This is a genomic window from Actinorectispora metalli, assembly GCF_056323685.1.
Genome location: NZ_JBREYE010000001.1, coordinates 3,795,728 through 3,808,128 on the forward strand (window position 1 = coordinate 3,795,728; position 12,401 = coordinate 3,808,128).

Here is a 12,401-nt window from a genome sequence, read left to right on the forward strand (position 1 = left end):
CGTGGGGATACAGATCACGGGGACGAATCACAACACGGCGCCGACAGCTCTTCGCCCTTCGCTGAGCGTGCGGGGTGCTACGGCGATGGCCGTGGGAGCGGTGCTGGGCCCCGGCGTGCTGGTGCTGCCCGCGCTGACCGCCCGCGAGGCGGGTCCGGCTTCGCTGCTCGCGTGGGCGGGCATGTCGTTGTTCGGTTTGGCGTTCGCGGTCGCACTGGGCAGGGCCGCGGCGCGGATGCCGGACGCGGGCGGCGTCGTCACCTGCGTGGAACGGGTGTTCGGATCTCGATGGGGCGAAGCCGCCTCGTGGTGGATGCTCGCGTCCGTGCCGTTCGCGGTGCCGGTGGTCGCCCTGGTCGGGGCCAACTACGTTGTCGCCTACCTCGGCCTCGGCCAGGGCTGGGCCGTGGGGATCGCGGCCGGGTTGCTCGCGGTGTCCTGCCTGCTCAACGCCCGAGGGCTGCAACTGGCGGGCTGGGTCCAGACCGGCTTGGTGCTGTTCATCGCCGTCATCCTGCTCGGGGTCTCCCTGCTCGGAGCCGGTCGGGTCGAAGCACGCTCCTTCGACCCTTTCCTGCCACATGGCTGGGCGCCCGTCGGAGTGGCCGCGCTGCTCATTTTCTGGTCCTACATTGGATTCGAGATGGTGGTGCATCTCGCCGAGGAGTTCCGCAAGCCCGCGCGGGACCTTCCGCTCAGCATGGGAATCGCCTCGATCATCCTTTCCGTCCTCTACTGCGCGGCCGCCGTGGTCACCGTGGGAACTGGTGCCTACCTTGTCGGGTCCGGATTGACACCGATGAGCGCGATTGTGGAACAGGGCCTCGGCGAGGCCGCGGGACTGATCGTCGCGGTGGTGGCACTGTGCTGCTCATTCGCCGCGGTGCACACCAACATCGCCGGTTTCTCGCGATTGATCTACGCCAGGGCGAGGGACGGGAAACTGCCTGCCGTGCTTGGCAGGCTGCACCCGAGGCAACGCACCCCGGTCACCGCGCTGACCGCCCAGGCCGTGGTGTTCGGGCTGGTACTGCTGATCGGCGCGGTCTTCGGCCCTGGGCTTGCCGACCTCATCATCTGGCCGAGCGTGACCTTTGTCGTGATCTACCTTCTCGCCGCGGCCGCCACCATTCGAATCCTCCCGAAAAAGGACTTCGGCCGCTATTGCGGAGTGGTCGTGCTGGTGGCATGTCTGGTGATTCTTCCGTTCGGCGGCTGGGCCTGCCTGTATCCGCTTCTCGTCTGGCTGATCGGTTCGGCCGTGTCCGGGCGGCGAAGTAAGAGCCTCCTTTCCAGGAATCAGTTCAAAGCTACGGGTGGGTGAAGTGTCGAATCTTGCACAGCTTGATGTCGCTGTTTCCTTCGACGGAAACAGCCTGGGAATCGCCGACCTGCGAAAGGTCGCGGAATCGGGCGCGGTCTGTGGAATCGACCCGAAGGCACTGACCAAGGTGTCCCACAGCCGTGAGATGTTCGAGGACATCGCACGGGAAGGGCTGCCGATCTACGGTGTGACCACCGGCTACGGCGAAATGATCTACATGCTGGTCGGCGTCGAGAAAGAGGTGGAACTCCAGACCAACCTGGTCCGCAGCCACAGCGCGGGCACCGGCCCGCTATTCGCCGAGGACGAGGCGAGGGCCATCCTGGCGGCCAGGCTGAACGCGCTGGCCAAGGGCCACTCCGCGGTCCGTCCCGCCCTGTTGGAGCGCCTGGCACTCTACCTGAACAAGGGCGTGACACCCGCGATCCCGGAGATCGGTTCGCTCGGCGCGAGCGGCGATCTCGCGCCGCTGGCGCATATCGCGAGCACCGTGATCGGCGAGGGTTACGTGCTGCGCGACGGCGCCCGCGTCCCGACCGCGACCGTGCTGCGGGAATTGGGGATCGAACCGCTGGAACTCCGGTTCAAGGAGGGACTGGCGCTGATCAACGGCACCTCGGCGATGACCGGCCTTGGTTCGCTGGTGGTCAGCCGGGCACTGGAACAGGTCCGACAGGCGGAGATCGTCACCGGCATGGTGCTGGAGGTGCTCCGGGCCTCCACCAGCCCGTTTTTGGCCGAGGGCCACGACATCGCCCGGCCGCACCGTGGGCAGATCGACACAGCCGCGAACATGCGCGCCCTCACCCGCGGCACGACTCTCGCGGTGGAACACGCCGAACTGCGCAGGCAGGCACAGGCGCAGAAGGGCGCGGGCGGCGGCGTGCAGAAGACCGACGTGTACCTGCAGAAGGCCTACACCCTGCGGGCCATCCCGCAGGTGGTCGGCGCCGTGCGCGACGCCCTGTACCACGCGACCGAGAAGCTGGAGATCGAGCTCAACTCCGCCAACGACAACCCGCTGTTCTTCGAAGGCCGGGAGGTCTTCCACGGCGCGAACTTCCACGGCCAGCCCATCGCGTTCGCGATGGACTACGTCACCATCGCGCTGACCCAGCTTGGCGTGTTCTCCGAACGCAGGACGAACAGGCTGCTCAACCGGCACCTCAGCGACGGGCTCCCGGAGTTCCTTGTGGCGGGCGACCCGGGCCTGAACAGCGGTTTCGCCGGCGCCCAGTACCCTGCGACGGCCCTGGTGGCGGAGAACAGGACCATCGGCCCCGCCAGCACCCAGAGCGTCCCGTCCAATGGCGACAACCAGGACGTGGTCAGCATGGGACTGATCTCGGCCCGCAACGCCCGGCGGGTCCTGCGCAACAACAACACGATCCTGGCCGTCGAGTTCCTCGCCGCCGCGCAGGCCGTTGACATCGCAGGAGTCCACAGCGGACTCAGCCCGGCCGCGAAGGCGGTGCACGACCACGTTCGGTCGGTGGTGCCAACGCTGGCGCGGGACAGGTTCATGAGCGACGACCTGGAGACCGTCGCGGCCGCGCTGGACCGCGGTGAGTTCCTTGACGCGGTCAAGGACATCGTCGAACTGCGCTGACAAAGACCGGGGGCGGTTGCCGTGCACCCCGAGCGCGGCAGCCGCCCGCCTTCCCGAGGTGAGGAGAACCATGCCGGATGTCATGACCACAGCGGGGCCGGTGCCCGCGGTCGAACTGGGCCGGACGCTGCCGCACGAGCATGTGTTCATCAACCTGATGCGCGAGGTCCGTCAGGCCGGACTGCTCAACGACGAGGAAACGATGGCCGAGGAGCTCAGCCACCTCGTCGCGGCCGGGGGCGGCGCACTGGTCGAGGTCAGCAGCGGCACGCTGACCTGGGGCGCGGCGCCCGATCCGCTCGGGCAGTTCGGCGACTCGCCGCTCGCCGCGCACAGCGAAGACGGCAGCAGGCCTGCGGCGAACGTGCTGGCGCTCGCGCGGCTGGCCGAGCGGACCGGGCTGCACATGGTGCTGGGCACCGGCCACTACCGCGACCCCTACCTCGACCGCGACCTCATCGACCGCAACAGCGTCCGGCAACTCGGGGAGCTGCTGGTCCGGGACCTGACCGAGGGTTTCGCGGGCACCGACATCCGGGCGGGCGTCATCGGTGAGGTCGGCGCCGACAAGTGGTACATCTCGGCGGCAGAGGAACGCTCGTTCCGCGCCGCCGCCTATGCCCAGTCGCGCACCGGGGGGGCCATCACCACGCACGCCGCGCGCTGGCCGGTGGGACTGCCGCAGTTGGAACTGCTCATCGAGGCAGGCGCCGACCCAGCCCGAGTGATCATCGGCCACTGCGACAAGGTGAACCTGCCCGACTACCACCTGGAACTGGCCCGGCGCGGGGCCTACGTGCAGTTCGACACCCTGCACGACTGCGTGCGCCCGCAGGAGACCGCCCGCCGCGTCGAGTACGTGATGAAGCTGGTCAGAAGCGGCCACCTGGACCGGATTCTGCTGTCCCACGACGTCTGCGTGGTCCACCACCTGAAGGGCGCGGGCGGCGTGGGCTACGACTTCCTCTTCACCGGCTTCGTCCCCGAGCTGTATGCCGCCGGGCTCAACGAGGAAGAGGTGTGGCAGCTCGTGGCGACCAACCCGCAGCGAGCGCTGGCCGGATGAGGCAGTCCGGCAGGCGGGTGCTCCTGGGCAGCTACGTCGGCAGCGTCGTGGAGTGGTACGACTTCCTGCTGTACGCGGTGACCGCGCCACTGGTGTTCGACAAGCTGTTCTTTCCCGCTCTCGACTCCCGCGCGGGCACGATCGCGGCCTTCGGCACGATCACCGCCGGATACTTCGCCCGGCCGTTGGGCGGCATCGTGTTCGGGCACTTCGGCGACCGGCTGGGCCGCCGGTCGATGCTGGTGCTCAGCGTCGCGTTGATGGGACTGGCGAGCGTCGGTATCGGGCTGCTGCCGACCTACGCGACGCTCGGCGTGCTGGCGCCGATCCTGCTGGTGACCCTGCGGCTGGTGCAGGGCTTCGCGGTGGGCGGGGAATGGGGCGGGGCCGCGTTGTTGGCGATCGAGCACGCGGGTGCGGGCAGCCGGGCGCGGTGGGGAGTCGTCACGCAACTCGGTGCGCCCTCGGGACTGCTGCTGTCCGCGCTGGTGATGGCGGTGTTCTCCGGTTTACCCCGCGAGGAGTTCCTGGCGTGGGGCTGGCGGGTGCCCTTCCTGTGCAGCGCGGTGTTGCTCGTCATCGGGCTGCTCATCAGGCTCGGGGTACCCGAGAGCCCGGTGTTCGCCCGGCAGGCGTCGGCGGGCTCGCCGCTGTGGGCGGTGCTTCGCGGGCAGCCCCGGACGGTGCTGCTCGCGGTGGGCGCGTGTCTGGGAGCCTTCGCGGGCAACGGAATGCTCATCGTCTACCTGCCCAGCTACGCGGCCGAAATGGGTTATCCGCGATCCACCGTCGTGTCGGCGCTGATGGCGGGGGCCGCCGTGTCGTTGGTGACGCTGCCGTTGCTGGCCTGGTGGTCGGATCGGGCGGGCAGGCGTCCCATGTTCCTGGTCGGTGCCGCGCTCCTCGCGGTGGGCGGGTTCGGCTGCGCTGCCGTGATCGACAGCGGTTCGGCGGCGTTGTACGTGGCGGCCTACGTCGTGATGGTCGCGGTGTTTCACGCCGCGATGTACGCGCCGATGGCCGCGCTGCTGGCGGAGATGTTCTCCACCCGCACCCGATACACCGGGATCTCGCTCGCCTACCAGGTCGCTTCCGTGGTCGGCGGCGGTCTGACGCCGCTGGCAGCGGCGGGCCTGCGGGCCGAGGCGGACCTGTCCGGCGGTCTGGCGGTGGCGGTGGTCGTGGCGGCGGCCTGCGCGGTCAGCGTCGCGTGTGCCCTGGTCATCGGTGAGACCAAGGACAGCGGACTCACCTGACGTAGGCGCGAGAATTCGCCCGGTGCCGGGCTGGTCTCTGGCAAAAGTGTCACAACCCCCTTGACCATGCCGTAGCGGCATGGTTTCGACTGTGCTCTGTCGGCGCTTCCGCGTCGGAGGAAACCGGTTCCCGAGGAGCGACCGTCGTGGGGTGGAGCACCAGTCAACTCGCCGAGCTCACCGGCACGACTGTGCGTGCGGTGCGGCACTACCACGAGGTCGGGCTGCTCGCCGAGCCCGAACGGCGGGCCAACGGCTACAAGAGCTACGGCGTGGCCCATCTCGTCCGTGTGCTGCGGATCAAACGGTTGATCGGGCTCGGGTTCTCGCTGGCCCAGATCGCCGAGCTGGGCGACGCCGACGAGCACCCCAGGGAGGCGCTGCGCGCGCTGGACGCCGAGCTCGCCGAGACCATCGAACGGCTCCAGCGGGTGCGGGTCGAGCTCCGGCTGATCCTGCGCCAAGCCACCCCGACCGACCTGCCGCCTGAACTGGCCAAGGCCCTCGCGGGCACGGAGATGTCCGCCGCCGACCGGGCGCTTTTCATCGTGATGACGCAGGTACTCGGGCAGTCGGCAACCGGCGTCTACGCGGAGCTGTTGGAGGGCTACACCCCGGACCCGTCCGCCGTCGAGTTCGACAACCTGCCTGCCGACGCCGACGAGCAGACCCGCCAGGAACTGGCCGAACGCATGAAACCCCACGTCCGGAAGCTGTTCGCGGACGCGCCGAGCCTTCAGGAGCTGTGCGCCGACGCACCGCGGGGGCCGGACTTCGCCCTGCGCACGATCGGGCGGGCCGTTCTCGACCTGTATAACCCCGCCCAAATCGACGTGATGACCCGTCTCAACGACTGATTCCGCAGTCGAGATGAATTCCCGAATGAATTCGGGATGCTGCACGACAATTCCTAGAGGGGGAGAAGTATGAGAAAGTTACGCCTCGCCGCGGTGATTCCGGTGGTTGTGGGTGGGTTGCTCGCCGGGGTGACCCCGGCATCAGCCGCGCTGAACACCACGGACATCCCAGTCCGCTATTCCGAGCAGTCGTTGGACTGGCATCTCTGTGCCGATGACGAACTGCCCACCCCGCGACCGCCGGGCACCGAGGACCTCGAATGCGCCGCGTTCCACACGCCCCGCGACTGGGAGCGCCCGGACGAGCGGCAGTACCTGCGGATCGCGGTCAGCAGGCTGCGCTCCACCGGCGCGACGACGGACTCGGTGCTCACCAACCCCGGTGGCCCCGGCGGGGAGGGCCGCTCGTTCCCGGCCTACTTCCGCAACCAGAGCAGGCTGCGTGCACATCAGGAGATCATCGGTATCGACCCGCGCGGCACCGGAAAGAGCACCAATGTCACCTGCCGCGGAGCGGCTTTCAGTGAATTGGACGGGCGTGACCGCGATCCCCGCAACCTGGACATGATCATGGACGCCGCCAAGAACCTGGCCAAGTCCTGTCAGCACGCCTCCGGTGAGCTGGGCGGCCTGATCAACACCTTCCAGACGATCAAGGACATGGACCTGTTGCGGGTCCTGCTCGGCCGGGACAAGATCAACTTCGTCGGCTACTCCGGCGGTACCTGGATGGGTGCGCACTACGCCCAGCGGTTCCCCGAGCGCACCGGCCGATTCGTGCTGGACTCGAACATCGAGTTCACCTCCACCTGGCAGCAGATGCGTTACTGGCAGCCGCTCGGTTTCGAGCGGCGCTGGCGACAGGACTTCCTGCCGTGGGTCGCGCGTTATGACAGCAAATTCCACTTGGGCACCAACGGCGAAGCGGCCCGGCAGACCTACGAGAACATCCGGTACGCGCTGACCCGCAACCCGGTTGACCTCGGCGGCGGCAAGATCGGCCCGGCCGCGCTGGACGGCTTCGTCTCCTCGGTGCTGTACCGCAAGGAGAACTTCCCCCTACTGGCCGAAGTCCTGGCCAACCTCAAGAACGTGACCGAGGGAGATGCGTCGGAGCAGGCCCGCGCGTCGGTTAAGGCCGCGATGTCGGAGCGGAAGCGGACCTTCCCGCTCGGCCGCGCTGCCGACGCAAACGATGCGTTCATCGCCACGCTGTTGTCCGTCATGTGCAACGAGGGGCCCTGGACCGGTGACCGGGCGTCGGTGATCCGGCAGTCGCAGGAGTTCCTCGACCGTGGCCTGACGCTGGACTCGAACTGGATCAACCGCCAGCAGTGCGTCTTCTGGCAGACCCAGCCCCGTCCGCTGCCCACGCTGGACGGCAAGGGTGTCCCGCCGGTGCTGATGGTCCAGTCCGAGAACGACCCCGGCACTCCGATCGAGGGCGCCCGCAGGGCGCACGCCGCGTTCCAGAACTCCCGGCTGCTGACCGTCACCGGCGAAGGCGACCACGGCATCTACGCAAGCGGTAACCCGGGCGTGGACAAGATCGTGAACGACTACCTGGTCGACGGGATCGTCCCGGCGGACCAGAGCGTCCCGGGGATGCCGTTGCCCGAACTCACGGGATGAGCAGGACGCGGTAGTCGACCTGTCGTTCGACCGCGGCGCGGCTGTAAGCCAACGGGAAGTACTTGCCTGAGTTCCACAGGTCGGCCAGGTCGCGGTAGTGCGGGTCGGCGGGGTTGCCCGACTGGCCCGGGGTGTTGACCGCCACCGAGGAGTCCCAGTTGCCGACGTCGAGCACCATGCGGAAGGACGGGCCGCCGTCCTCGCCGAAGGTGTTGGTGTCGTAGGAGGACTGCTCCACGGTGTCGTGGGCACCGCCCCGGGCCAGCGGGCCGACGTTGTGGCCCAGCGGGTGTTTGAACAGGATGTGGTGCAACTTGCCCCACTGCCAGGCGCCCTCGTCGGGGCCGAGCAGGCGGGTGAGGTCCTGGTGGGCTTTGGCGAGGGTGTCGAGCAGCAGGCGGTCGCGTTTGGCGGCGGCGTTGTCGCCGAACCAGCGTTCGGGATGCTCCAGCGCGGTGATCATGACCTGGGTGTCGGGTTGGCCGAAGACGTCGGCGGCGGCTCGCGGCAGCACGGCGCGCTTGAAGTCGGGCTTGAGGTGGCGGGACAGCCACACCTCGAACAGTGCGCCTGCGCCGGACGAGGTGCTGAGGACGTGGTCCCAGTTGCGCAGCATCGTCAGTGCTCTTGCGGTCGCCGGGTCGTCGCTGTGCAGCGGGGCGAGCAGGGGCGTGATGCGGCGGGCGGGCATCGACAGCCGGTCGGTTTGCAGGGCGGTGCTGTCGGCCAGGGAGAGCTTGGGCTTGGCGGCGAGCACCTCGGTGATGCGTTGGTGCCGGAAGGGGTTGCCCCACTCGTAGCCGAGCTTGATCTTCTCGTGCGGGAAGTCCTTGGGCAGGTTCATTTCGTTGGCGGTGTTGAAGGTGCCGTCTTTCGGGTTGATCGAGTTGGGGAACAGGGCGTTGTCGTGGAAGCCGGTCCACTCGTAGCGGCCGTCGCCGGGGACGGGGAAGAGGCCGTCGTAGTTGTCGCGGATCGGCGCCATGCCGCCGGGAACCCAGGCGATGTTGCCCTTGGTATCGGCGTAGACCTGGTTTTCCGATGGGGCGCCCCAGGTGCGCATGGCGCTGCGGAACTCGTCCAGGTTCTTGGCGCGGAGGAAGCCGACGCTGCCGAAGTAGGGGGACATGCCGGGTTCCAGCCAGGCGGTGCGCACGGCGTAGGCCAGGTTGCGGGACTTGTCGATGTGCAGCAGCGGGCCGTGGCGGGTGTACGACAGGGTGGCCGGTTGCGGTTCTTGGCCCTTGACCGGGACCTTCTCGGTGAGTGTGCGGATGGATTCCCAGCCGTCGCGGTAGCGGTAGCGGGTGGGGTCGTTGGGGTCGAGTTGGTAGACGTAGAGGTCTTCCTGGTCGATGGAGAAGATCGTCAGGCCGAAGGCGATGGTGCCGTTGTGGCCGATGGAGATGCCGGGCAGGGCGGGTTCGTTGGCGCCGATGACGTTGAAGCCCGGGGCTGAGAGGTGGGAGATGTAGCGCAGCGACGGCGCGCTCTGCGCGCGGTGGGGGTCGTTGGCGAGGATCGGGCGGCCGGTCTGGGAGCGGTGTGGTGCCACCACCCAGTTGTTGGAGCCCTCCAGCGGCGGTTCGGGGATGTCGCGGAGGGTCGCGGTGGTCGGGTCGAAGCTGACCTGTTGGGTGGCCAGTCGGAAGGTGCGGAGGATGTCGTCGTTGATCGCGCAGACGTCCAGGCCCGCCGGGATGGTGGGGGTGATTTCGGGTTCGATGGCCCGGCGGATCAGGTCGGCGCGGACATCGGCGGCGCAGGTGACGCGGGAGCGAGCGACCTCGCTGGTGAGGTTGCGGGTGAGCCCGTGGCTGCGGATGCGGACGACGTCGGCGGGTTCCCAGCGGTTCGGTCGGTGGCCCAGCTTGGTGAATTCGGTGGGGAGCGCCTCGGGGTGCTTCTCCAGCCAGGCGATGTAGGCGTTGATGCCTTCGGTGAACTTGGTGGCGATACGGCGGGCGTCAGGGCTGTAGTGGTTCCACTCGCGGTCCATGTCGCCGCGATAGAGGAAGAGGCGGGTCGCGCGGTCCTGGTCGAGGTAGCGGGGGCCGAAGGATTCGGAGAGCAGGCCGAGGCCGCGCTTGCGCCAGAGGTCGATTTGGAAGAGGCGCTCACGGGCGATGTTGAAGCCCTGCGCGAGGAAGAGATCGTCGGTGTTGGTCGCGTAGATGTGCAGCACGCCGAACTTGTCGACCAGCACCTCGGTCAGCTTGGAAAGCCCCTGAGCTGGAAAGACCTGAGTTCGGGAGGCGGGACTCGCCTGCGCTGGCAGCAGCGAGGTGGCGAGCATCAGCAGGCAGATGAACAGGCCTTGGAGACGACCGCGCCGGTGTCGCATCATCGGTTCCCCAATCGACCGACTACGAACGCGAAGCAACCTCCACAAAAGCACGCCAGCGCGCTGGAGGGAAGGACAACACCGGACCGGCTGGGTTCTTGGAGTCCCTCACCAGGATCGCCGTCAGTCGACCGGCTACTTCAACACAGTCGTTGTTCACGCTGTGGCTGCTCTTGCGCCAAACGATCATCGCGATCCCTCTCGCTGGCGTACCGGGATGCCAGGCTGACAATCACCTCCCTCGATTGTCCCTCAGTGAGCGCAATGTCTGCCAAGTCAGACAGGGCACGACGATAGGTCTCGATCTCGTTGGAGCGTTCGAGGAACAGGCATGTGGTGGCGCTATCCAGATAAGCCACCGGCTTGAACCGGTCGAACTCCATCAGCTTGAAGTTGCCTGAAGTTGATCCGCCATGACGGCGCTGCCTCCGATGGGCAAGTCGAATTGCAGCTCTTGAAGGAAGAAGGTGCATTCGGGCGGATGCTTCTTCGCGAGGATTTTCTGGCGTCTGATCCGTGCTGAGACCCGATCATCCAACTCATCCTCCGGAACCTGGCGAAAGCCAGCCATCACCGCGCGCGCGTAGCCTGCGGTTTGAAGCAGCCCAGGGATCACCGAGGCTTGGAATTCGCTGATCCGGACGGCGCTCTCCTCATGATCGATCAATGTGCGAACCGGTTCGGGCAACGGAGTGGCGAACTGCTGAAGCCAGCCTGGTTTGTGCAGGTCGCGGCAGATCTCCAGCAGACGGGCGCGTTCCTCGCCGATCACGTGGCAGAGCGTCATGAAGGCGATGACGTCATGCTCCGAGCCTCCCCGCTTGCCTGACAGAAGCCGGGAGACCCTGGCTGGGTCCCAGTCGAGGATTTCCGCCGCCTCTTTTTGGTTCAGGTTCATGCGCTCCATGGCGTCGGCCAACGCCTTGCCCAGCTCACGGGCTCGGATTGTCGGTTCTCTGTCGCTCGCGCCGCCCATGTCACCTCCGGTTGCCCGCTGATCACTGACCGGAGTCGACGGTAAGACCAAAAAGGGGCTGCGCCGGGGAGTTTGGGGGAATTGCGCCCGATCGAAGGCTCGATTGTCCGCGTGACAACCGGCTCCTATATCTCTGGCGGGGCGCTGGGCTCCGCCATGCCTATCGGAGGATGCCTTGGTCGACCTCATTTCGCCTGTCATGACCGACGCCTTTCGGCTGCTCAGCAATGAGATGTTCCGTTACCTCGGCGAAACCGAGCATCTCGCCCTCAAGTACGACGACTGGTCCGATGGAGACGCCACTTTGGCCCGCGAGCTCATCCCCGACCTCTGCGACGTGATTCGCCAGCTCTTGGTCCAGCACACCCACCGCAACGGCAACTGCAACAGCTGCCGGGCGCACTGGCCGTGCCACACCGTCGCCACCATCCACCATGAGCTGAAGAAGCCAGAGCACAACTTCCTCAAGCTGGTCCGGGCCGTGGACCAGGCAGCCTCCGATCGGGAGAAGGTCGCCAGGAACCTCCGTCCGGACGGAGCCGACAAGCTGGAGTCCGCCGACTGCGACTGACGCCCGCCGACGACGCGCCGGGGGCGAATTTTCCTCATTCCGGGGGAGTGCCGTACCCTTGACAAGTTGGCCGCGATCGGGTCACTGGTGCGCGCATGCGCATAGGTCGATTCCCGGGTACCGCGCCCATTACCAGCAGCAGGGTCATGCTCCGCCGACCGAGTACGTGAGAAAGATGCGTTCCGAAACCAAGCGTGCCGCCACGGCCGGTCCATGGGTGATCGACACCCGGGACCTCGGCCGTCGTGCAGGCGCCAGCAAACGCTACTCCCGGGTCGCCCCCGCACCGCGGGGTTTCGGCAACGCGGACATCATCTCCGTTCCCGAAGGCGGCGATGTCAGGCTTGAGCTGCTGGCCGAGTCGGTCATGGAGGGCGTGCTGATCACCGGCACGATCGCCGCGACCGCCGAGGGTGAGTGCTCGCGCTGCCTCGACAAGGTCTCCGAACCCGTCGAGGTGTCGATCACCGAACTGTTCGCCTACCCGGACACCGCGACCGAGGCGACCACCGAAGAAGACGAGGTCAGCAGGGTCGTCAACGACCTCATCGACCTCGAACCCGTGGCCCGTGACGCCATCGTGCTCACACTGCCGCTGGCGCCGCTGTGCTCGGAGGACTGCCCTGGGCTGTGCCCGGACTGCGGCGAGAAATGGGCCGAACTCGGTCCAGACCACAAGCATGAGAAGATTGATCCTCGCTGGGCCGCTCTCGCTGAGCGGCTCGGTGACACCGGTTCGGACCGGTGAGGATCTACACCCAAGAGG

General features: G+C 67.3%; 10 protein-coding genes and 1 pseudogene. 8 read left to right on the top strand and 3 right to left on the bottom strand.

Features of this window, described 5'->3' with window-relative positions; genetic code table 11:
- The first annotated feature begins 67 nt into the window (after positions 1 to 67).
- The 6 genes from ACU6XJ_RS17795 (at position 68) to ACU6XJ_RS17820 (ending at position 7,744) form a co-directional block, all read left to right on the top strand.
- Entirely contained in the window at positions 68 to 1,324 is a 1,257-nt protein-coding gene (locus ACU6XJ_RS17795) for an APC family permease (protein ID WP_476312629.1), read from the top strand.
- A 1-nt stretch (position 1,325) separates the two neighbouring features.
- Positions 1,326 to 2,933 carry a tyrosine 2,3-aminomutase gene (gene cmdF / locus ACU6XJ_RS17800; protein WP_476312631.1) on the top strand — a complete coding sequence of 536 codons (1,608 nt, stop codon included), beginning with the start codon at positions 1,326 to 1,328 and terminating at the stop codon, positions 2,931 to 2,933.
- A gap of 70 nt (positions 2,934 to 3,003) precedes the next feature.
- Positions 3,004 to 3,999: a phosphotriesterase family protein gene (locus ACU6XJ_RS17805; RefSeq protein WP_476312634.1), complete on the top strand. Its 996-nt coding sequence runs from the start codon at positions 3,004 to 3,006 to the stop codon at positions 3,997 to 3,999.
- Complete coding sequence (locus ACU6XJ_RS17810) at positions 3,996 to 5,255, top strand: MFS transporter (protein ID WP_476312637.1); 1,260 nt, start codon at positions 3,996 to 3,998, stop codon at positions 5,253 to 5,255. Before ACU6XJ_RS17805 ends, ACU6XJ_RS17810 begins: the two co-directional genes overlap by 4 nt.
- A gap of 146 nt (positions 5,256 to 5,401) precedes the next feature.
- Positions 5,402 to 6,112 (top strand): MerR family transcriptional regulator, encoded by a 711-nt coding sequence (locus ACU6XJ_RS17815; protein WP_476312640.1) that lies wholly within the window; start codon positions 5,402 to 5,404, stop codon positions 6,110 to 6,112.
- Between the two features lie 69 nt (positions 6,113 to 6,181).
- Positions 6,182 to 7,744 carry an alpha/beta hydrolase gene (locus ACU6XJ_RS17820; RefSeq protein WP_476312642.1) on the top strand — a complete coding sequence of 521 codons (1,563 nt, stop codon included), beginning with the start codon at positions 6,182 to 6,184 and terminating at the stop codon, positions 7,742 to 7,744.
- Here ACU6XJ_RS17820 and ACU6XJ_RS17825 read toward each other — a convergent pair.
- The 3 genes and pseudogenes from ACU6XJ_RS17825 to ACU6XJ_RS17835 all read right to left on the bottom strand — a co-directional run bounded on the left by ACU6XJ_RS17825 (position 7,734) and on the right by ACU6XJ_RS17835 (position 11,265).
- Positions 7,734 to 10,091, bottom strand: coding sequence for a penicillin acylase family protein (locus ACU6XJ_RS17825; RefSeq protein ID WP_476312645.1), 2,358 nt, complete (start codon positions 10,089 to 10,091; stop codon positions 7,734 to 7,736). The genes ACU6XJ_RS17820 and ACU6XJ_RS17825 overlap by 11 nt on opposite strands.
- A gap of 19 nt (positions 10,092 to 10,110) precedes the next feature.
- Positions 10,111 to 10,278, bottom strand: coding sequence for a DUF397 domain-containing protein (locus tag ACU6XJ_RS17830; protein ID WP_476312647.1), 168 nt, complete (start codon positions 10,276 to 10,278; stop codon positions 10,111 to 10,113).
- Positions 10,229 to 11,265, bottom strand: a pseudogene (locus ACU6XJ_RS17835) (Scr1 family TA system antitoxin-like transcriptional regulator). The gene ACU6XJ_RS17830 and the pseudogene ACU6XJ_RS17835 overlap by 50 nt, the downstream one beginning before the upstream one ends.
- Here ACU6XJ_RS17835 and ACU6XJ_RS17840 point away from each other — a divergent pair.
- Both ACU6XJ_RS17840 and ACU6XJ_RS17845 read left to right on the top strand, forming a co-directional pair.
- Positions 11,264 to 11,635: a hypothetical protein gene (locus ACU6XJ_RS17840; RefSeq protein WP_476312650.1), complete on the top strand. Its 372-nt coding sequence runs from the start codon at positions 11,264 to 11,266 to the stop codon at positions 11,633 to 11,635. The pseudogene ACU6XJ_RS17835 and the gene ACU6XJ_RS17840 overlap by 2 nt on opposite strands.
- Before the next feature lie 175 nt (positions 11,636 to 11,810).
- Complete coding sequence (locus ACU6XJ_RS17845) at positions 11,811 to 12,383, top strand: YceD family protein (RefSeq protein WP_476312651.1); 573 nt, start codon at positions 11,811 to 11,813, stop codon at positions 12,381 to 12,383.
- Positions 12,384 to 12,401 lie beyond the last annotated feature (18 nt).